General features: G+C 61.4%; 24 protein-coding genes. 20 read left to right on the forward strand and 4 right to left on the reverse strand.

The features are described 5' to 3' along the window. The first annotated feature begins 14 nt into the window (after nt 1-14). The 14 genes from ACIPSK_RS23925 (at nt 15) to ACIPSK_RS23990 (ending at nt 11153) form a co-directional block, all read left to right on the forward strand. The gene (locus tag ACIPSK_RS23925) at nt 15-845 is read left to right on the forward strand and encodes an alpha/beta fold hydrolase (protein WP_162119582.1); all 831 of its coding nucleotides are present in this window, start codon (nt 15-17) and stop codon (nt 843-845) included. Nucleotides 846-1060: 215 nt separating this feature from the next. Continuing rightward, the gene (locus ACIPSK_RS23930; RefSeq protein WP_162119581.1) at nt 1061-2419 is read left to right on the forward strand and encodes a tetratricopeptide repeat protein; all 1359 of its coding nucleotides are present in this window, start codon (nt 1061-1063) and stop codon (nt 2417-2419) included. Between the two features lie 197 nt (nt 2420-2616). Beyond that, the gene (locus ACIPSK_RS23935; protein ID WP_162119580.1) at nt 2617-3627 is read left to right on the forward strand and encodes a ligase-associated DNA damage response exonuclease; all 1011 of its coding nucleotides are present in this window, start codon (nt 2617-2619) and stop codon (nt 3625-3627) included. 229 nt (nt 3628-3856) lie between these two features. Then, entirely contained in the window at nt 3857-5482 is a 1626-nt protein-coding gene (locus ACIPSK_RS23940; protein ID WP_017963453.1) for a cisplatin damage response ATP-dependent DNA ligase, read from the forward strand. Next, nucleotides 5479-5649 (forward strand): hypothetical protein, encoded by a 171-nt coding sequence (locus tag ACIPSK_RS23945; RefSeq protein ID WP_162118049.1) that lies wholly within the window; start codon nt 5479-5481, stop codon nt 5647-5649. The genes ACIPSK_RS23940 and ACIPSK_RS23945 overlap by 4 nt, the downstream gene beginning before the upstream one ends. After that, entirely contained in the window at nt 5646-6566 is a 921-nt protein-coding gene (locus ACIPSK_RS23950; RefSeq protein WP_162118126.1) for an alpha/beta hydrolase family protein, read from the forward strand. Before ACIPSK_RS23945 ends, ACIPSK_RS23950 begins: the two co-directional genes overlap by 4 nt. An 80-nt stretch (nt 6567-6646) precedes the next feature. Continuing rightward, complete coding sequence (locus ACIPSK_RS23955) at nt 6647-6850, forward strand: hypothetical protein (RefSeq protein ID WP_026154065.1); 204 nt, start codon at nt 6647-6649, stop codon at nt 6848-6850. 55 nt (nt 6851-6905) lie between these two features. After that, complete coding sequence (locus ACIPSK_RS23960) at nt 6906-7604, forward strand: nucleotidyl transferase AbiEii/AbiGii toxin family protein (protein ID WP_017963457.1); 699 nt, start codon at nt 6906-6908, stop codon at nt 7602-7604. A 98-nt stretch (nt 7605-7702) separates the two neighbouring features. Then, complete coding sequence (locus ACIPSK_RS23965; protein ID WP_017963458.1) at nt 7703-8509, forward strand: L,D-transpeptidase; 807 nt, start codon at nt 7703-7705, stop codon at nt 8507-8509. A gap of 176 nt (nt 8510-8685) precedes the next feature. Next, nucleotides 8686-9420, forward strand: a complete 735-nt coding sequence (locus ACIPSK_RS23970) for a L,D-transpeptidase family protein (RefSeq protein ID WP_017963459.1) — start codon at nt 8686-8688, stop codon at nt 9418-9420. 326 nt (nt 9421-9746) lie between these two features. After that, nucleotides 9747-9956 carry a cold-shock protein gene (locus tag ACIPSK_RS23975; RefSeq protein ID WP_003546468.1) on the forward strand — a complete coding sequence of 70 codons (210 nt, stop codon included), beginning with the start codon at nt 9747-9749 and terminating at the stop codon, nt 9954-9956. A gap of 164 nt (nt 9957-10120) precedes the next feature. Continuing rightward, on the forward strand, nt 10121-10405 hold the full coding sequence (locus tag ACIPSK_RS23980) for a hypothetical protein (protein ID WP_017963461.1): 285 nt from the start codon (nt 10121-10123) through the stop codon (nt 10403-10405). Between the two features lie 74 nt (nt 10406-10479). Next, nucleotides 10480-10719, forward strand: a complete 240-nt coding sequence (gene rpsU / locus ACIPSK_RS23985; protein ID WP_003546477.1) for a 30S ribosomal protein S21 — start codon at nt 10480-10482, stop codon at nt 10717-10719. Between the two features lie 209 nt (nt 10720-10928). Then, nucleotides 10929-11153, forward strand: coding sequence for a hypothetical protein (locus ACIPSK_RS23990; protein WP_017963462.1), 225 nt, complete (start codon nt 10929-10931; stop codon nt 11151-11153). Between the two features lie 37 nt (nt 11154-11190). Here the strand turns inward: ACIPSK_RS23990 and ACIPSK_RS23995 are convergent, their stop codons facing one another. Continuing rightward, entirely contained in the window at nt 11191-11679 is a 489-nt protein-coding gene (locus tag ACIPSK_RS23995; protein ID WP_017963463.1) for a MarR family winged helix-turn-helix transcriptional regulator, read from the reverse strand. Between the two features lie 441 nt (nt 11680-12120). On the opposite strand from ACIPSK_RS23995, the gene ACIPSK_RS24000 reads away from it, so the two are divergent. After that, nucleotides 12121-12543 (forward strand): organic hydroperoxide resistance protein, encoded by a 423-nt coding sequence (locus ACIPSK_RS24000; protein ID WP_003546481.1) that lies wholly within the window; start codon nt 12121-12123, stop codon nt 12541-12543. A gap of 344 nt (nt 12544-12887) precedes the next feature. Here the strand turns inward: ACIPSK_RS24000 and ACIPSK_RS24005 are convergent, their stop codons facing one another. Next, complete coding sequence (locus ACIPSK_RS24005; protein WP_017963464.1) at nt 12888-13334, reverse strand: MarR family winged helix-turn-helix transcriptional regulator; 447 nt, start codon at nt 13332-13334, stop codon at nt 12888-12890. An 88-nt stretch (nt 13335-13422) separates the two neighbouring features. Here ACIPSK_RS24005 and ACIPSK_RS24010 point away from each other — a divergent pair, with 88 nt between their 5' ends. The 3 genes from ACIPSK_RS24010 to ACIPSK_RS24020 all read left to right on the forward strand — a co-directional run bounded on the left by ACIPSK_RS24010 (nt 13423) and on the right by ACIPSK_RS24020 (nt 15505). Beyond that, the gene (locus ACIPSK_RS24010) at nt 13423-14151 is read left to right on the forward strand and encodes a DUF899 domain-containing protein (RefSeq protein ID WP_162118125.1); all 729 of its coding nucleotides are present in this window, start codon (nt 13423-13425) and stop codon (nt 14149-14151) included. Nucleotides 14152-14181: 30 nt separating this feature from the next. Further along, on the forward strand, nt 14182-14649 hold the full coding sequence (locus tag ACIPSK_RS24015) for a DUF1579 domain-containing protein (RefSeq protein ID WP_017963465.1): 468 nt from the start codon (nt 14182-14184) through the stop codon (nt 14647-14649). A gap of 76 nt (nt 14650-14725) precedes the next feature. Continuing rightward, the gene (locus ACIPSK_RS24020; protein WP_017963466.1) at nt 14726-15505 is read left to right on the forward strand and encodes a VOC family protein; all 780 of its coding nucleotides are present in this window, start codon (nt 14726-14728) and stop codon (nt 15503-15505) included. 195 nt (nt 15506-15700) lie between these two features. Here the strand turns inward: ACIPSK_RS24020 and ACIPSK_RS24025 are convergent, their stop codons facing one another. Beyond that, on the reverse strand, nt 15701-17221 hold the full coding sequence (locus ACIPSK_RS24025; RefSeq protein WP_026154066.1) for an ABC-F family ATP-binding cassette domain-containing protein: 1521 nt from the start codon (nt 17219-17221) through the stop codon (nt 15701-15703). Between the two features lie 477 nt (nt 17222-17698). Here ACIPSK_RS24025 and ACIPSK_RS24030 point away from each other — a divergent pair, with 477 nt between their 5' ends. Next, on the forward strand, nt 17699-18361 hold the full coding sequence (locus ACIPSK_RS24030) for a helix-turn-helix domain-containing protein (RefSeq protein WP_245268341.1): 663 nt from the start codon (nt 17699-17701) through the stop codon (nt 18359-18361). Beyond that, entirely contained in the window at nt 18354-18770 is a 417-nt protein-coding gene (locus ACIPSK_RS24035) for a hypothetical protein (protein ID WP_017963469.1), read from the forward strand. The genes ACIPSK_RS24030 and ACIPSK_RS24035 overlap by 8 nt, the downstream gene beginning before the upstream one ends. A 103-nt stretch (nt 18771-18873) precedes the next feature. On the opposite strand, the gene ACIPSK_RS24040 is transcribed toward ACIPSK_RS24035, so the two are convergent. After that, complete coding sequence (locus ACIPSK_RS24040; RefSeq protein ID WP_162118124.1) at nt 18874-20469, reverse strand: ABC-F family ATP-binding cassette domain-containing protein; 1596 nt, start codon at nt 20467-20469, stop codon at nt 18874-18876. Nucleotides 20470-20584 lie beyond the last annotated feature (115 nt).

A 20584-nucleotide genomic window follows, 5' to 3' on the forward strand; every position in this document is an offset into this window, starting at 1 on the left:
TGAGACTGATCGCTATGGAATTTGACGACGACGAGCTCATCCATTTCGAGGCGCACGGCGCGGCCCCATTGCCGCCGGCAGCAGTCGACGGTCATGTCGCGCATGACGGCGCCCGCATCTGGTATGCGAGTTACGGCGCCGGCCCTCCCGTCATTCTGCTGCATGGTGGCCTCGGCAACAGCGGCAACTGGGGCTATCAGATCCCGGCTCTCTTGCGCAGCGGCCGCCGTGTCGTCCTGATCGACAGCCGTGGCCATGGAAGAAGCACCCGCGATGACCGTCCCTATACTTATGAGCTGATGGCTTCAGATGTGCTCGCCGTCAGGGATGAGCTGCATCTCGACAAGGCGGCGATCGTCGGCTGGAGCGACGGCGCCTGCATCGCCCTGATTCTCGCCATGACGGCGTCGTCCCGTGTCGAGGGCGTCTTCTTCTTCGCCTGCAACATGGATCCGAGCGGCACGCGGGAATTCGTGCCCACCCCGGTCATCGACCGTTGCTTCAGCCGTCATGCCAGGGATTATGCCGCATTGTCCGCCACTCCGGACGATTTCAATCCTTTCGTCGAGGCGGTCAGCCTGATGATGCGGACGGAGCCGAACTATAAGGCGGCCGACTTGGGCCTGATCCGCGTGCCGGTCGCGATCGTGCTTGGCGAGCACGACGAATTCATCAAGCCCGACCATGCCGAATATCTTGCCCGCAGCATTCCGAACGCCGAGATGATCTATCTCAAAGGCGTCGGCCATTTCGCGCCGCTGCAGCGGCCGGCTGATTTCAACGCCGCGGTGGTCGCCTTCCTGGATGACATCGGCACACGAAAAAATGAAGACTTGCGGCGTTGAGCCGCGGCAGCGCAATTTCATAAGAATTCAGTAACTTTTTCGGAACGGCAAACGTAGGGTCCTGTGGGAAGGATTCGTTTTATCGTTCGCTCACGAAGACCTTCGAGCCGCCGCCCGCTCATGTGATTTCCTATGCATGGGCAGGTTGCGCGGCCCGATGGCGTGTGCTCGATCCGCGGCTCCTCCACTTGTCTTGAGAAGGCCACGGAGCAGGAATGATCAGTATCGATATTGACGAGCGAGTTTCGATCGCGCGAAAATCGCTGAGCGACGCTATGAGTTTTCAGGCCTCGGGCGATCTCGAAAGCGCCGAGAAAGCCTATGTCCGCGTCCTCCACAAGGACTATCGCACGATAGACATCCTACCGCTGCTGGCGAATGTCGTCGCAAAGAGAGGTGATGCAGAAACCGCTCTTTACTACTGGAACAAGCTGCTCGGCCTCAATCCCGGCCATCTCGTCGCCCTGATGGAAAAAGGTGCGCTGCTGCGTCAGCTCGGCCGGTCGGCGGAAGCGGTCGGCTGCTATGAGATGGCACGTGGCCTGTCACCGGAAAATCCTCTCGTGCGTAACAACCTCGCCGTCGCACTGGCCGATTCCGGCCGCCAGCCGGAGGCGCTGGCCGAATTCCGTCATGTTCTGCGGTTGCAGCCGGACAATATCAATGCCCGGCATCAGATAAGACGGATCTCCTCGTTGATCGTGCCCTTCTGGCACATCGCCATGATGAACGACAATCGACGCAACGATGCCTTTGAAGCGGCAATCCGCCTTGCCATAGAGCTGCGCGGAGCCGATGCGCAGATCCTCGATATCGGCGCGGGGAGCGGCCTGTTGTCGATGATGGCGGCGCGCGCCGGCGCCACCAATATCGCGACCTGTGAGAGTGTGCCGGCCATAGCGCAGACGGCGGAGAGGATCATTGCCGCCAATGGTTATCGCGAACAGATCGACATCTTCGAAAAGCCCTCGACCGAACTTTCCGTCGGCAGAGAGATGAAAGCCCGCGCCGACATCCTGATTTCCGAGATTCTTTCGAGCGATCTCCTTGCCGAAGGCGTGCTGAAAACCTTCGAGGACGCCCACGCCCGGCTGGTCCGCGAGGACGCGATCGTCATTCCACGCGCCGCCTCCGCCATCGGCTGCCTGGTTGCCAGCGAAACGCTCTCCAACTATGCCCATGTCGGCGACGTCTCCGGCTTCGACATGTCGCAGTTCAATGCGCTTGCCCCTTTGCGCCTGCCCGTTCACGGCACGATGACCGAGTGGACCAGGCTTTCGGACGATTTCGAGATCGCTGCAGTGGATCTCACCGCCCGCAAACATTCTGCAGCGCTGCGTAAGATAACGGTGCCTGTGCAGGCAAACGGCGCCGCCGTCGGGGTCGTCCAGTGGATGAAGGTCGATCTGATCGAGGGTGTGGTTTTCGATAACCACCCCGACGGCTATCATGATGGAGGATGGCTCCAGGTTCTTCACACTTTCCCGCAGCCGGTCGACGTCCATGCAGGTAGCTCGGTGGACATGCTGGTTGGCCACGACGGAACGAGCCTGCTGATGACGCCGATCGCCTGAGCAACGGCCTTCTGTCGCAGCCACGGAGGGTCAGCATGGCCGTCTTCAGGAAAGGCGGCCATGCTCGGTACTGTCCGAGTGTTTTCGACCAACGTCACGACGGAGACGAGCTTGCGCAGTGATCGCTTCCGGTGCATTCGCCAGTCCCTTCTTCCCGCCCTCTGGCCTCGCGCCCATTTCCCGCTATCTCTCCTTCCATGAGACCTGATGCGCTGCTCTATCCCGCCCCGGAGGGGCTCTATTGCCCGGAAGGCGGCTTTTATGTCGATCCGGTGCGGCCAGTCGAGCAGGCGCTCGTCACCCATGGCCATTCGGACCATGCCCGCCCGGGCCATGTGAACGTGCTTGCCACCCGCCAGACGCTCGACATCATGCGCCTGCGTTACGGCGATGGTTTCTGCGCCAGCGAGCAAGCCGCCGCCTTCGGCGAGGAACTGCTGGTCAACGGCGTCAAGGTGAGCTTTCATCCGGCCGGCCATGTGCTCGGCTCCGCCCAGATCGCCATCGAGAAGAACGGCACCCGCATCGTCGTCTCCGGCGACTACAAACGCCGCCCCGACCCGACCTGCGCGGCCTATGTGCCGGTTGCCTGCGATGTCTTCATCACCGAGGCGACCTTCGGCCTGCCGGTCTTCCATCATCCCGATCCGATGGAGGAGACGGCCAAGCTGCTGGCATCGCTCAGGCAATTTCCCGAGCGCACCCATCTCGTCGGCGCCTATGCGCTCGGCAAGGCCCAGCGCGTCATCCGGCTGCTGCGCGATGCCGGTTATGCCGAACCGATCTATATCCACGGCGCCATGGAAAAACTCTGCGACTATTACATCGAGCAGGGCATCGATCTCGGCGAACTGCTGCCGGCGACGATCGAAAGCCGCGACAAATCCGCCTTCAAGGGGGCGGTCGTCATCGGCCCGTCATCGGCCTTCGCCGATCGCTGGGCCCGGCGCTTCAACGAGCCGCTGCCGGCCTTCGCCTCCGGCTGGATGATGGTGCGCCAGCGCGCCAAACAACTCGGCGTCGAACTGCCGCTCGTCATATCCGATCATTGCGACTGGCCGGAGCTGACGGAAACCATCCGGGAATTGCACCCGGCCGAGGTCTGGGTGACGCATGGCCGCGAGGAAGCCCTGGTGCGCTGGTGCCAATTGCAGGGCATCAGGGCGAAACCGCTGCATCTGGTGGGTTATGAGGACGAGGGCGATTGAGGATGGAGTTTCTTGCTGAAAACCCCTCCCCAACCCCTCCCCACAAGGGGGAGGGGCTTAACGCGGGGCCCTCGCTGCATTCATCTTCCAGCGCCGAGCATGCGGTCGGCTTGTTGGTTTGCGAGGCGGTGCCACAGCTTAGTCCCTCCGCTTTGTGGGGAGGGGTTGGGGAGGGGCCTTTTCCATACGCCATTGGGGAGGGGGCTTCCTCAAGAGTCGGGAGGCACCCATGAAAGCCTTTGCCGATCTCCTCGACCGCCTGGTGCTCACCCCTAGCCGCAACGGCAAGCTGAAGCTTCTGACCGACTATTTCCGCGACACGCCGGATCCCGACCGCGGCTATGGCCTTGCCGCCATCGCCGGCACGCTGGAGGTGCGCAACGTCAAGCCCGCCATGCTGCGCGAGCTGGTACTCGAGCGCATGGACGAGGTGCTGTTCCGCTATTCCTATGATTATGTCGGTGATCTCGCCGAAACCATCTCGCTTGTCTGGGACAATGAAAGGGATATCGACCGTTCGGCGTTCGCCCAGCCGCGTCTCGGCGAGGTCGTTACCGGCATGAATGCGCTCGGCCGCACAGAAGTGCGCAGCTTCGTTCGCGACCTGCTCGACCGGCTGGATCCGTCCGGTCGTTTCGCCTTCATCAAGCTGGCGACCGGCGCCATGCGCATCGGCGTTTCCGCCCGCCTCGCCAAGCAGGCGCTGGCCGATCTCGGCGATAAGGACGTCACCGAGATCGAAACCCTCTGGCACGGCCTGCAGCCGCCTTATCAGACATTGTTCGAATGGCTGGCAGGTGGCGGCGAAAAACCGGTGCTTGCCACACCGGCGATCTTCCATTCCGTCATGCTCGCCAATGCAGTGGAGGAGGGCGACCTTACCGGCCTTGATCCGGCCGACTACGCCGCTGAATGGAAATGGGACGGCATCCGTGTCCAGCTCTCCCGCTCCGGCGACAGGCGCAAGATCTATTCCCGCTCGGGCGACGACATTTCAGGCGCCTTTCCCGATGTTCTCGACGCGATCAATTTTTCCGGTGTCGTCGACGGCGAATTGCTGGTCGGCGGCACTGCCCGCTCCAACAGCCCGACCCGAACCTTCTCCGACCTGCAACAGCGCCTGAACCGCAAGACGGTGACGTCGAAGATGCTTGGCGATTACCCCGCCTTCATCCGCGCCTATGACCTGCTCTTCGACGATGAGGAAGATATTCGCGGTCTTACCTATGTCGATCGCCGCGATCGGCTGACCGAGATCATCGATCGCGCCCCCCACGACCGTTTCGATCTCTCGCCGCTCGTGCCGTTCTCGTCGTGGGAAGAACTCGACGCTCTGCGTGCCGCGCCGCCTGATCCGGTCATCGAAGGGGTGATGATCAAACGCCGCGACAGCGTCTATCAGGCGGGCCGCATGAAGGGTCCCTGGTTCAAGTGGAAGCGTAACCCCTATAATGTCGATGCGGTGCTGATGTATGCCCAGCGCGGCCACGGCAAGCGCTCGAGTTACTATTCCGATTTCACCTTCGGCGTCTGGGCCGATGACCAGGACGGCGAACAGCTGGTGCCGGTGGGAAAGGCCTATTTCGGCTTCACCGATGCCGAACTCGAGGTGCTCGACAAGTTCGTGCGTGACAATACCACCGAGCGCTTCGGCCCGGTGCGGGCCGTGCGCGCCGACAAGGATTTCGGCTTCGTCGTCGAAGTGGCCTTCGAGGGCATCAACCGCTCGACCCGGCACAAGTCGGGGGTCGCCATGCGCTTCCCCCGTATCGCCCGCCTTCGCCCCGACAAACCCTCCTACGAGGCAGACCGGCTGCGCACGCTGATCGCCATGATCGAGGCCAAGCCGGCATGATGCTGCGCAAAATGACGCAGGGCAATATTTTCAACACGATGTGTATTGGCGGCAGCGATCTTCCGGTGCAGATTTTCCAGAGCATGATGGCGAAAAGTGTAAGCGGTTTTCGGACGGCATCATGCTCATTTAGAATGGCCGGGGAAATGATGGATGCTGCGTTATGAGCTCGCGTGAACAAAATTCCTTTTTCCATCAACGCCGTGCCGTTCTGGCGGGTCTTGCCGGTGCACTTGTCCTGCCGCGTATGGCGGCAGCTTTCGATGTCCCGGATGAGCCGCGCCTTGCCAAGCACGACTACGCCAAGGTCCGCCACCATTTCCGCACCAAGCTGTTGCAGAAGGGCCCGGCGCCCGACAAATACGAATCGCTGAATGCGCCTGCCGACGCCGACAAGATCTTCTACCGTTCCGGTTACGGCGAGCTGGAACTGGCGGCCTGGGTCTCGAAATACAAGCGCGAGCGCGCCGCCAAGCCTGCCGTGCTCTTCCTGCATGGCGGCAATGCCATGGGCATCGGCCACTGGCAGCTGATGAAACCCTATATGGATGCCGGTTATGTCGTGATGATGCCGTCGCTGCGCGGCGAAAACGGCCAGATGGGCAATTTCTCCGGATTTTACGACGAGGTCGACGACGTGCTCGCTGCCACCGAGCGCCTGGCGCATCTGCCGGGTGTCGATCCCGAACGCCTGTTCATCGCCGGCCACAGCATCGGCGGCACGCTGACCATGCTGACGGCGATGACTACCCATAAATTCCGCGCCGCCGCGCCGATTTCGGGCAACCCCGACGCCTTCCGCTTCTTCAACCGCTATCCGCAGGATATCCGCTTCGACGACAGCAATACGCATGAATTCGAGGTGCGTTCGGCGCTGTGCTACGCCCACAGCTTCAAATGTCCGGTCCGCGTCGTCCACGGTACGGACGAGCCGCATTTCAACGATCGCGCCGATCTGCTTGCCCGCCGCGCCCGCGGCGCCGGCGTTCAGATCGAGACTGAAACCGTCGCCGGCAACCACACCTCGGCGCTGCCGACCGAGATCGATCAGAGCATCCGCTTTTTCCATGGGGTGGCGGCCTGAATTTCCAGCCGCTTCAAATAGAGGGCCATTGGCCCTATATTGCTGTAATGACGACGAACGCTAAGAGCATGCCAGAGAGCATGATTGTGCCGAACGACTTCCCCGAGCTGAAATCGCTCGCCTGGAATCGTGATCCTGCGCGCGCCATGCCTGCCCACGAGGCCTTCGCGCTTTATGAACGCAACTGGCGTTTCGTCGATACCGGCAGGCTGACCGAGCGGGAGGTGCAACTGATCCGCGATCTGGCCGCCACCTATGGTAACGGCGTCCTGCTCGTTTCCTGATTTTCCGTTTCTTTATCCTTCGCGTTTAGGCTTGGGCGGAAATCGGGTGGCCACCATGGAATTCAGACGTCCGGAACATCGCATCATCGCCGCGGCCCTTCGGCTGATGGCGACTGATTTTCTTCTGGCCAACAAGTGTTGGTTTGCCGGCGGAACCGCCATTGTCATGCATCTCGACGAATACCGACTGTCGCTCGACGTCGATTTTCTCTGTGCGGATGGCGAGGGATATCGCGCCTTGCGTATGGCGGCGGTCGAAAGCGGAGTAGGAGCCTTTTTCGGAAGGCCGGTTGCCGCACTCCGAGACTTCAGGACAGATCAATACGGCATCCGCACGGTCCTTACCCTCGACGGGCAGCCGATTCGCTTCGAAATCGTGCGCGAGGCGCGGATTGCTCTTGAAGGTACTGTCGATCCTCGGCTGAGTGTTCCCATGCTGTCGCTGCCTGATATGTTCGCCGAAAAACTGCTCGCCAATGCCGACCGCTGCCAGGACAGGGCCGTCGCCTATCGTGATGCTATCGATCTCGGCATGCTTCTCACCCGCTACGTGGAAGTTCCCGCTGTCGCCGTTCTCAAGGCGACGGAAGCTTATGGGCAAGACATTGAGCGCAAGATCGGTTGGGTCCTCGCCAGACTTGAGGACGAGACCGAGTTGAGACATGCCGCAAGCGTTCTGCAGATGGACGGCGACCTTGCCGTGCGGGCGATCGCTGCGCTTCGCGGCGAAGCCCGACGGCTCTGGTCGTCTTAGCCCGGCTTTCCTACCTCAACACCAGCCTCGCGCCAGCCGCAGATGCCATCATTCCGGCAGATATCGCTGTCTCGCCGATCGTTGATAAGGGTGGTTCCATGAATTTTCTGCGCCGGGTCTTCCCGATTGCCGGGCTCGTGATTGCAGTTGCGTCGCTGAGCGGCTGCAACATCCTCATTCCCGATGTCGCCGCCGATTCGCCCGCCCGCTTCGTCCAGGAAACCTCGCCGGTCTTCTATCAGCCGCCCGGCGTCGATCCGCGCCGGGTGCGGCCGATCCCCGATCAGCCGGTGCCGCAGACGCGCGAACTCTACCAGACCCAGTTCAACCAGACCTACGGCCTGCCGGTTACCAATCCCGTGCATATGGCGATGTACGGTGAGCTTCGTGACGAGGATTTCACCCTGCCGGCAATCCCGGTCAGCCGCGTGCAGCCGCAGTTCCTGCGCCAGGAGGTCGATTATCAGACGGCCGAGCGTCCCGGCACCGTGGTCGTCGATACCAAGGCGCATTTCCTCTATTTCGTCGAGGGCAACGGCAAGGCGATGCGCTACGGCGTCGGCCTCGGCCGCGACGGTTACGCCTGGTCCGGCCGTGGTGTCATCCAGTGGAAGCAGAAATGGCCGCGCTGGACGCCGTCGGTCGAAATGGTTTCGCGCCAGCCTGAGGTTCGTCCCTTCGGGGCGGAAAATGGCGGCATGAATCCAGGGCTGATGAACCCGCTCGGCGCGCGCGCCATGTATATCTTCAAGGACGGGCAGGATACGCTCTACCGCGTCCATGGCACCCCCGACTGGCAGTCGATCGGCAAGGCCACCTCGTCGGGCTGCGTGCGCATGCTGAACCAGGATGTCATCGATCTTTATAACCGCATTCCAGCCAGGGCCGAGATCGTTGTGATGTAGCGCTGCAACAGCGCAGCCCATATCGTCCGCTGCGGGTCGGACACGTCTGCGTGAAGCTATGGTTTATTTAGCGCAAGCCGATAGATTTCCTATTGTCGTTACCGGCATTGGACGAATCATCGGTTTAGCCGATGTCTCGTCCGGCTTCCCGTATCAAAGGAAATCAGTCCCGCGTCATGAGCTTCGATAGACATCTTTCCCGCCGTAGCTTTCTTTCCTTTTCGGCGTTGACCGCAGCCTCCGCGCTCACCGGCTGCGCCTCCTCGGCCAACACCGTGACATCAGGCGATCAAACGATCATTTACCGTTCGCCCATGCGCCTGTTCCAGTCGCCGGAAACGTCGAGCGTACCGAGCGGGGCCGAGCTTGCCGTCATGTATGGCCCCGTCGAGGACGGCGGGTTTCTCATTCCCGCTGTTCCCTACGAACAGATCGATCCGCGCTATTATCGCCAGCGCGTCGTCGATCCTACCGGCCAGGCCCCCGGCACCATCGTCGTCGATACGCCGTCACGCTTCCTCTATCTCGTCCAGGGCGACGGCATGGCAATGCGTTACGGCGTCGGCATCGGCCGCGAGGGTTTCGCCTGGCAGGGGTCGGGCGTCATCCAGTGGCGTCAGAGATGGCCGCGCTGGAAGCCGCCGAACGAGATGGTCGCTCGCCAGCCGGAACTCGTCAAATATTCGATCGACAACGGCGGCATGGAGCCGGGTCTGAAGAACCCTCTCGGCGCCCGCGCCCTCTATATCTTCTCGAATGGAGAGGACACGCTCTACCGCCTGCACGGCAATCCGGACTGGCGCTCGATCGGCAAGGCCGTCTCGTCGGGCTGCGTGCGGCTGCTCAACCAGGATATCATCGATCTCTACGACCGCGTTCCGACAAAGGCGCCGATCGTCGTCTGGCAGTAATATTCACCGAGGCGGTCGCGATCCGGCCGCCTCGGACCAATCCCTTTGCCCCGGCAAGCAGGTGCTTTGCCCCAGGCAAGCGGCTGCTTTGCCCCAGGCAAGCAGTGCTTTGCCTCCCGGGCAAGAGCTTCATTTTGCGCCCGCAAGAGAATTATTTTCCGAAATACCATTGCTTAATTCGGTAAATATCCTACATGGTGCGTATCGAATTGCTTGCGACCTTTGTCCACGCGCTTGAGCGCTCCGTCAGATATCCTCTCAACATCGATACGGCTTGTCGGGGATTGTTCCGCAGGCGAACACAAACGGTTGAAAAGGAGATCGTTATGAATTCAGGCGTCGTCAAGTGGTTCAATGGCACCAAGGGTTTTGGCTTCATTCAGCCCGATGATGGTTCTACGGACGTTTTTGTCCATATCTCAGCGGTTGAACGCGCCGGAATGCGCGAACTCGTTGAAGGTCAGAAGATCCGCTACGATCTCGTCCGCGACAAGAAGTCCGGCAAGAATTCGGCTGACAATCTTCAGGCCGCATAATTTGTCATTCGCCTACGCTGACCACGGATGTACTGGCAGCGGGCTGACCAAACTGGCAGCGGGCTGAGTGACTGGAAGAGGTCGGGTTCGAGCCCGGCCTTTTTGCTTTGCGCAGGCCTTGTGAGCGACAGATTGAGCAGCCGAAGAGTCGAAGGAGCGCTGAAATGGGCAGACAAAACTATAAAGTCGGCGACATGATCGTGCTGAAATCCGGCCTCACCCGCACGGCGAAAGCCGATAAGCGGTGCCGGATCTCCAGCATCCTGCCCAACGACCATGGGCATGTGCAATATCGCGTCCAGTTCGACGCAGAGAATTTCGAGCGCCGCATCACTGAGGCCGACATCGATACCGGTGAAACTCCGTCGAGGGCTTCTCCCGAGGCGGCGGCCAAGTCCGACGGCGCCGAGCCCTGGCTGAAGTTTTCGAGCATCAAAATCGGGAAGTAGTCCCGGGTTTTTATTTTGGCCCGGGTTTTTAATTTGGACAGTGCGGCGGCCGCCGCGACAGGAAGGATATCGTTTTGCAGGTACTCGTCAGAGATAACAATGTCGATCAGGCGCTCCGCGTGCTCAAGAAGAAGATGCAGCGGGAAGGCCTGTTCCGGGAAATGAAGGCGCGCAGCGCCTTTGAGAAGCCGTCCGAGAAGCGCGCCCGCGAAAAGGCCGAGGCCATTCGCCGCCAGCGCAAGCTCGCCCGCAAGAAGCTGCAGCGCGAAGGTCTGCTGCCGGCACCGAAGAAGGTTCTCCGCCCGACCCGCTAATCCCGGCCGTGGCATCACGGCCCCCACCGTGCAATCATGGTTCAGCCGTGAATCATGGGATCTGCCGTCGAGCCATGGCTTACAGCGCCCCGCGTCTTTTCAGGCGCGCAAAGGGCGGTGTAACAGTTTGAATTTTTGCATAATTCCTTGAACCGATTCCGATTTAAGGAATTATGCGACAGCGCCGCCATCACCTGGGAAAGGGGCACATGACCGCCACCAAGGGAGAATTCTTCAATCCTGCCAAGCTGTCGTCTCGCGACAAGGCGGAAGCGACCGATCACACGGCGCGCGCCATCATCGCCGCCGAGGCATCGGCCCGTGACAAGAAGACGGAGAAGCTGAAGGCGCTGCGTTTGCAGCAGGAAGCCGAGGCCGAACCTAAGGTGGCGCCTGCAAAGAAGCGCCGGTCACCGGCTAAGCCGCAGCCCTGATTCTCGGCGCGCACGCCGGCTCTACCGGGTGATGCGTTCAGCCGTCGCCCGTGCCGGTCCGCCCGAGATTGCCCCGCAGCCGATGCAGCATGTCGCGCATCTCGGCCATTTCCTTAAGCGTGCAGCCTGCGGCTTGCCCGATCGCCGTCATGATCGTATCGATCTCTCCCTTCATCGCCTGGCCTTTTGGGGTCAGCGACACGATCACCTGCCGTTCGTCGCGCAGGTCGCGGATGCGCTTGATCAGCCCGCCCTGTTCCAGCCGTTTCAGCAGCGGCGACAACGTGCCGGAATCGAGGTCGAGTTGCTCGCCGATCATCTTCACCGGCAGCTCGCCGCGTTCCCACAGCACCAGCATCACCAGATATTGAGGATAGGTCAGGCCGACCCTGTCGAGGATCGGCTTGTAGGCGCGGGTGAAGGCATGCGCCGTCGCGTAGACCGCGAAGCACAACTGCTTTTCCAGCCGCTTCTCCTCTTCCGGTATCTCCATCGTCTTCGTCGTTTGCGCTCTCATATCCATCATCCCTAGAGCGCCGTGCGTCCTTTTGGACGCACAAAGGACGCTCTAACTCTTTGAATCTACGCATCGTTCTTTCCGAAAATCGATTCCGATTTTGGGCCGATGCGCTAGAGCATTTCCGTTATTCTTCGAATCACGGAAAAATGCTCTATCCCTTTGTTTTCACGCAATTCCGGGCGCCAACCGCTGCGCAGTTTTGCTGGAATTGCTCTAGAGCATGATGCCGAAAAGTGTGCGCTGTTTCGGGCGGCATCATGCTCTAACACTTTAATTTAGAACAGGATTCAGATTTTAGGCCGATGCAGCTTAAGATCATCCTGTTCCAAGGCCGGATTGTCCTCCTTTCGAATTCGAAATGCAATTTGCAAAATTCACTTGCGTACAATTTAATTGCGCGATATTAAAAATCCAACCCGATCGAAGGGCCAACCAAAGGAGATCGTCATGCCTATTCTCTATACGACCAAAGCCTCTGCCACTGGCGGCCGCGCAGGCCGCGCTGTTTCCGAAAACGGCGTTCTGGACGTGACCCTGACCGTTCCCAAGGAACTCGGCGGCGACGGTGCGACCGGCACCAATCCCGAACAGCTCTTCGCTGCCGGATATTCTGCCTGCTTCCTCGGTGCATTGAAATTTGTCGCGGGTCAGCAGAAGGTCAAGATTCCGGAAGATACGACGGTTTCCGCCAAAGTCGGCATCGGCCCGCGTGAAGATGGCGGCGGCTTCGGTATCGAAGTGGCGCTGACGGTCAATATCCCCGGCCTCGACCGCGAAACCGCTGAAAAGCTCGCAGCCGCAGCCCACATCGTCTGCCCCTACAGCCACGCCATGCGGACCTCGACCGAGGTCCCGGTCACCGTAGCCTGATCAGGGCAATCCCCAGCAAAGTGCTGGAGCGGCTTCCGTCTTCAGCCGGAGACCGTCGCGCTTCTGCTCCTGCGACGAACGCAGTACAGCCCGGCCCAGGAGATCGGTGAGGCCGGCCCCTCATCCGGCTGCCGCCACCTTCTCCCCGTAAACGGGACGAAGGGGATATGCCGCGACCTCTCCGTTCCTCGCTAACCTCTCGCGGGGCACGTCCCCTCTCCCCGTCTTTACGGGGAGAGGGCTAGGGTGAGGGGCAGCCATCGGCTTGCTCTATTCGGCCGTTACCCGTCCGCTGTGACGAGGTCGGCGTTCAGCCTGGCCGGCTTCGGCGTTACTGCCGCCATTCATGACAGTGCCTGCAGATCCTGCCGCAGTCGGGCGGCGCCGCCTTCCGGCAGCTTCGCGTCGATCATCGCATGCGTGCTTTGCCAGATCGGTAGCGCCATTGCCAGCACCGCCTTGCCGTCAGTGGTGAGGCTCAGCAGCCGGCCGCGCCTGTCCCTCGGGTTCTCCATCACCTTCACCCAACCCTTGCGCTGTAACGGCTTCAGCGCCGCCGTCAGCGTCGTCTGGTCCATGGCGAGCAGGGCGGCGACCGGCCCCATCGGCGGCGGCTCCGGCCGGTTCAGCGACATCATCAGCGAAAACTGGCCGTTGGTCAGGCCGGCCGGCCTCAGCGCGTCGTCGAACAGCCGAGCAAGCGCGCGCGCCGCCCGCTGCACATGCAGGCAGAGGCAGGTGTCGCGCACCATCAGCGTCGTGGAAAAGGGAATCTCGATCGAATTTGACATGCTCCATTTCTATTGATATCAATGTATTTAGTCAAGGAGAAGGAGATGGGCCGGCTTCACCGGCAAGCGCCGGAGGAGGGCGCATTTCATGCAGAATGAGGTTGTTTCCCGCGAAGAATGGCTCGAAGCCCGGCGTGCCCTGCTGGCAAAGGAGAAGGAGGCGACACGGCTGCGCGACAGCGTCAACGCTGCCCGTCTGGCGCTGCCCTGGGTGAAGGTCGACAAGGACTATGTCTTCGAAACGCCGGAGGGCAGGAAGTCTCTCGCCGATCTCTTCGACGGCCGCAGCCAGCTGTTGATCTACCATTTCATGCTCGGCCCGGATTGGGATGCCGGCTGCACCGGCTGCTCCTTCCTGTCGGATCATGTCGATGGCGCCCTGCCGCATCTGAACCATCACGACGTCACCTGGGTCGCCGTTTCGCGCGCGCCGCTCGATAAGATCGTCGTCTATAAGCAGCGCATGGGCTGGAAATTTCCCTGGGTCTCCTCCTTCGGCAGCGATTTTAATTTCGATTATCACGTTTCTTTCAGCCCGGAGGACCTTGCCAAAGACAAGGTCTTCTACAATTTCACCCCCATGCAGCCGGCTGATGCCAATGACGAACTGCCCGGCCTCAGCGCTTTCTACCGCAACGACAAGGGCGAGGTCTTCCACACCTATTCGAGTTATGCCCGCGGCCCGGAAGAACTGATCGGCACCCTGATGATCCTCGACCGCGCGCCGAAGGGCCGCAACGAGGACAGCACGATGAATTTCGTGCGCCGCCACGACGAATATGAGGAGGCCCCGAAGGCGCCATCCTGCTGTCACTGACATAGGCCACCATCACTCAAGGGAGAAGAGATGATGAAGACCGCTGAAGTGCTGAAGGAACATTCCTTCCTGGAGAGACTGCTTGGCGACTGGACCGTCACCGCACCCGACATGACGGGCGGCGAACCCTGGGCCGAGACCGTCCGCTCGCTGCACGGCATCTGGTTCGTCGCCGAAGGAACCGGCCGCATGCCGGACGGTAGGGAGGCCACCAGCATCCTGACGCTTGGCTATAACGCCGCAAAAGGCAAGTACATCGGCAGCTGGATCGGCAGCATGATGGATTATATGTGGGTCTATGAGGGCGAGGTCGACGCGTCGGGCAACGTGCTGGACCTCTATACGAGAGGTCCCGACTTCACTGGCGAGGGCCTTGCCGATTACCGCGAGCAGATCATCTTCGTCGATGCCGATCACCGCAGCTTTATCTCCAGCACCAGGCAGCCGGATGGCTCCTGGAAGCAGTTCATGGAAGCGCAATACGCCCGCAGGTTCTGACAATCACGGCGCCCAGCCTCGAAAAGGGGCCTCATAGGAGGCCTCGGAAGAGGGGCGTCGAAATAGGGAGAGTATGATGTCTGAGACGCATGGAAAGTTCATCTGGTGTGAGTTGATGACCCCCGACACATCAGCTGCCGCGAAATTCTACAGCTCGGTCGTCGGCTGGACCACCTCCGAGATGAAAATGGAGGGCATGCCCACCTACACGATCTTCGAGGCGAACGGCATCGGCGTCGCCGGCCTGATGGAATTTCCGGCCGAACTCGAAGGCAAGGGCATTCCGCCGAACTGGACGGGTTATGTCGATGTCGACGACGTCGACCAGACGGCCAAGGATTTCGCCGCCAATGGCGGTTCGGTCCGCCGTCCGCCGGAAGAGATCCCGACCATCGGCCGCTTCGCCGTCGTCGCCGATCCGCATGGCGCGGTGCTCTGCATCATGACGCCGGCGCCGATGGAGAAGCCCATGCCGGAACTGGCCGTCGACGCTCCCGGCAATATCGGCTGGCGCGAACTCTATGCCGGCAATGGCAAAGAGGCGCTGGCCTTCTATTCCAAGCTGTTCGGCTGGACGAAGGACAGCGAGATGGATATGGGACCGATGGGCGTCTATTATCTCTTCGCCCATAACGGCAAGCAGATCGGCGGCATGATGACCAAGCCGGAAAACATCCAGATGCCGTTCTGGTGTTATTATTTCATCGTGCCGACCCTCGACGCCGCAACCGAACGCCTCACATCAGGCGGCGGCAAGGTCGTCCACGGCCCGATGGAAGTCCCCGGCGGCAGCTGGATCATCCAGGCCACCGACCCCCAAGGCGCCTTCTTCTGCCTAGTGGCACCGAAGCGGTAGGGTTAGCGCATCGTTGGCGGCGTGCCGTGCGGCCCCCTTCCGGCTGCCGCCACCTTCTCCCTGAGGGGAGAAGAGACTCGTGGCGACGTCTCGATTCCCTCTTCTCCCCAGCGGGGAGAAGGTGCCCGTAGGGCGGATGAGGGGGCTGCACGGTACACCGTCAACAACAACTACGCTCCGGATCCCACCATCCGTTCACCCCGCAACCGAAGCAAAAAACCCTTCCGGGCTCTCTACTTCCACCAGCCGCTTCCTCTCGATCAGCCAGAACCGGTTTCCCACCGCCCGCACGAAACTGCGGTCGTGGGAGACCAGCAGGCAGCTCGCTTCATGCGCCATCAACTCACTCTCCAGCGCCTCCTGTCCCTCGATGTCGAGATGGTTGGTCGGCTCGTCGAGCAGGGTGAAGTTCGGTTCCGTCAGCCGCAGCACCAGCATGCCGAGCCGCGCTTTCTGGCCGCCGGAGAGTTGGCCGATCGGTTTTGCTTGCATGTCGATCGTCATGCCGGCGCCGGCCAGCAAGGCGCGGGCCCGCTGGTCGCCGACATCGAAGCGGCGGATGATCGTGCCGATCGGCGTATCGGTGTCAGTGAGATCGGCAAGCGCCTGGTCGCCATAGCCGAGCACCAGCGAAGGCGTCGCCTTGATGCTGTCGCGCGCCGTCTCCGGTCTTTCGATCGCCTGTTTCAGCATCGACACCAGCCGTGACTTGCCGGCGCCGTTGAGGCCGAGCAGCACGATGCGGTCGCCCTGGCAGATGAATTGCCGGCCGGTTTTGAACAGCAGCGTTCCATCGAGCGTCGTCACTGCTGCGTCCTCCAGCGTCACCAGCACCTTGGCATGCGTGCCGCGATTGGCAAGTCGGATGGCGCCGGCCGAGCGCTCCAGATGCGCCGGTTTTGCCGCGTCCTCCAGCTTCTCCGCCCGCTGCTTGAGCTGCTTCGTCTTGACGACGAGCAGATCGCTGCCGGAATTGATGCCGATATTGTTGAGTTTGGCCGCCTGCTTCCGCAACTGCTCCGCCACCTTCATGTCGCGCTCGTAGCGCCGGGCCTCGGAAGCGTCGGCCTCGTCGAGGGCGGCGCGCGCCCGGGTATAGGGCAGGGCGAAGACCGGCGATTGCTCCGGCCGCAGGAACAGCGTCCGGTTGGTCGTCGCATCGAGGAAGGCGCGGTCGTGGCTCGACAGGATGACCGGCACGTCGCGCGGCAGCGCATTCAGCCAGCCCTCCAGCTGCGCGATCTTTTCGAGGTCGAGATGATTGGTCGGCTCGTCGAGCAGAAGCACGTCGGGTTCGCTCACCCAGGTTCGGGCAAGCATGGCAAGCCGCTGCCATCCGCCGCTCAACTGTTTCAGCGGCCGGCCGCGCATGGCCTCCGGCACATCGAGCGAGTCCAGCACCACGTCGACCCGCCAGCTCTCGCTTTCGGCCTGATCGGCCGGCAGCGCCTGCAGCACCGCATCGTAGAACGGCGTGTCGAAAAGGGCAGGCGGCACATTCTGCGCGACATGGCCGATGGTCAGCCCGCGCGCCTTGGTGATCTCGCCCTCGCTCGGCTCCAGCGCGCCGGTGATGCAGGCAAGCAGCGTTGATTTCCCCCGCCCGTTGGCGGCGACGAGGCCGATGCGGTCGCCGGCATTGACGACGAGATTGAGCTTGGAAAACAAGGGATTGCCCAGCGTCACGCCGAGATTGCGGATATTGATGAGTGTCATGATCGTTCTCTGGTCTTGACCGGGTATCAAGCGCGGTCCGGGGCGTTCAGCCATCACGGGATTGCGCGGTTCGAGCCGGAAAATGAGAGGAATGCGCGCTGTCAGCTACGGCGTCGCATTGGCCACGAAGGGCAGACCAGGAAGAGATGTCGAGAAACGGTCTCTGGTCAGCCCTGCAAACGCATTTGCAGGGCGTCGACGGGACCACGCTGGCGATTAAACCGAAAATAATATTGCATTGCGTGATCCTCCTTTCTCGAAGGGTTGCGAGATTCCAATAACATTGCCCGCAAAAAGAGGCAAGGGAGCTCGGAGTCTCCCATATTCACGGCGCCGGACCGGTGCCGATAGTTCTGAGGACGAGCCAGATGATTGCCCCTAGTCTTATAATGGTTTAATATCGGATCAAGCAATCTGATATTAAATGATTTGATCGGATATCGGATCAACCGATTTGATATCCGTCTGGAGAAAGATGTGGCACGATCAGAACCACAGAGTGCAATGCGGGCGCCGCTCGACACCGTGTTCGGGGTCGATTCCAACGTTCGCGTTCTGCGTGTCCTCGCTGCCCACGGCGGACCGCTCTCCAGTTCGGACATCACACGGCGAGCGAAGCTCTCGAAGACCGGCACGCGACAGGGTCTGATCTCCCTGGAAGAATGTGGTGCGATCGTCACCGAAGGTTCGGGGCACAGTCGCCTGCACCGGTTCAATCACGATTATTATCTGGCGCCGCAGATCAAGGCGCTGTTCGGCGCCGAATCCGTGAGGTTCGAGAAGATGCTCGATGCCGTACGTCTCAGCGCGGGAGAACAGACGCCGGATCTTTCGAGTCTCTTTGTCTACGGTAGTGTGGCAAGGGGTGAGGATCACCTCGGCAGCGATCTGGATATCGGCCTTGTCGCCCGCCGGGAAGTCCTTGCGGGAATTGTCGAAAAGGTGAGAGAGAATCTGCGGCAGTCGTCAAGGTCGCTAGGATTCACTCCTTCGGTCGTTGGCTTGGACCTCGATGACGTTAGTCGCCTCGACCGCGATAGGGATCCTTGGTGGAACTCGATGCTCGAAGACGCCATCGTCCTGCAGGGAGCACGCCCAGAGGATCTTGCGGCACGGGTCAGGGAGCGCGCGGATGGTTAGAACCGGGTCCACGAAGAAAAAGGACGGCACCTATGTTGCTGGAAGGCTCGCCGTCGCTCGTGGCTATCTCAAGGATGCTCGCAACAGCAATGCGGTCGCCGATCCCGGCGACATTGGAAACCCCTCGATCTCCACCGTGATCAACTGTGTGATCGCCTATGCAGACGCGGTCACCGCTAAGTTTAAGGGCGAGATCAACCAAGGAGATCATCAGGCGGTCGTCAAACTCCTTCGTGGCGCACTGGGCAACGAACTGCCCAACAGACAGGAAGCGAATCTCAAGACACTTCTCGAACAGAAGGACGAAGTGCAGTACGGTTCGAGGGCGAAGACGCGCGACGACGCGTTACGCGCCCTCGATCGCCTCGAAGAGTTCGCAGCCTGGGCCGAAGTCGTTCTTTCGAAATAACCGCGGCGGTGCCGGCATCGGCGATGCCAGTGGCCGCACATGGCTGGCCGACAATTGGCATGCGTCCGCCTGTCCTTGGCGCAGTTGCGACCCAATTTCTGATTTATCCGACCGGCTCGCCGCCAAGCAGCTCCAGCCGCCGCGTTATCCCGATACTCCTGAGGAATGTCTCGTCGTGGCTGACCACCAGCAGCGCGCCGTCATAGGCGCGCAGTCCTGCCTCGACCGCTGATATCGATTCGATGTCGAGATGGTTGGTCGGCTCGTCGAGGATCAACAGCGGCGGCGGTGCCGAACCCAAAACGCAGGCAAGGCCCGCCCGCAGCAATTGCCCGCCGCTCAACGTCGATACGGCCTGCAGCGCCGCATCGGCCCTGAACATGAAGCGGGCAAGCGCCGCCCGGCAGGTATTTTCATCGGCCAGCGGATTGATCCGGCGAAAATTGTCGCGGATCGAGGCCGACGGATCGAGAAGGCTCACTTTCTGATCAAGCATCGAGAGGTCGGTCATGACGCTGACCGTGCCGGCCCAGGGTTTCAGCGCGCCGGTGACGAGCGCCAGCAAGGTCGTCTTGCCCGAGCCGTTGCGGCCGGTGACGGCAATCCGTTCCGGTCCCGTCACATCGAAGGAGAGATCGCGGATGACGGGATCGCCCGGCTGATAACCCGATGTCACGCCATCCATCTTCAGCACGATCTTGCCGGCCGGCAGCCCGGTCGGCGGCAGGGTGACCGTCAAGGGCTGGAGGATCTCGATCTTCTCGCGCGCCGCCTTTGCCTCGTCCAGTGCCTGGGCGCGCCGGCGTTCGGCGAGGCGGGCATTGTCGCCGCCGGTCGCTTCGCTCCGCTCCTTCATGCCGCCGAGCATGATGCGCGGTATGCCGCCCTTGGCGGCCATCTTCCGTCCCGTGCTGTCCCGATGCGCCTGGCGCTCCACCGTCGCCTGCGCCTTCCTTGCCACCTCGGCCATGCGCTTGTCAGCTTCAGTGAGATCATGCTGTGCCGCTGCGAGCTCAAGCGCCTTGCGCTCGCGATAGTAGCTCCAGTTGCCGCCGTAGCGCGCGGCACCGAGCGACGTCAGTTCGACAATCGTATCGACACTTTCGAGCAGTTCCCGATCATGGCTGACGATGATGGCGCCGGCCCGCCAGCCTGCCATCAGCGCGATCACCGCGTCGCGGCCCTCGCGGTCGAGATTGTTTGTGGGTTCGTCGAGCAGCAGAAAGTCCGGCTCGGCGAAAACAAGCGCCGCAAGCCCGGCAAGGGTGCGCTGCCCGCCGGAGAGCACGGCAAGCGGCGTCTCCGGCAGCGCGTCGAGCCCTGTCCGATTGAGCGCTGCGGCTATGCGCGCCTCCAGCACCCAGTCCGCGGATGCCACCTCGTCGGCCGTTGCCTCGCCGGCTTCGGCACGGCGAAGAATAGCGAGCGCGTCGGTCACGCCGAAGAGATCGGCAACCGTTTCATCAGGCGTCACCTGAACGCTCTGCCGCAGCACGCCGAGACTGCCGCTGACGGATACCGTCCCCGAATGCGGCTGGAGTTCCCCGGAGACGAGCTTGAGCAGCGTCGTCTTGCCGACGCCGTTGCGCCCGACGAGACCGGTACGCTCCGCCCCGAAACTCAGGTCAAGATTGGAAAAAAGCGGCCGCCCGTCAGGCGCGGACCATGAAATTTGAGAAAGAATGATGGATGCAGGCATGGATATGGATGTCCCCGTTGGCAAGGCGAACTGGCGTTGCGATCGGGTTGAAATCCATTGCGGCACACATCCTGTTGAAATGGTCGATGGCAGGTAATTTAGGGAATGAAGGCTG

This window comes from Rhizobium sp. LARHSG275 (assembly GCF_052871115.1).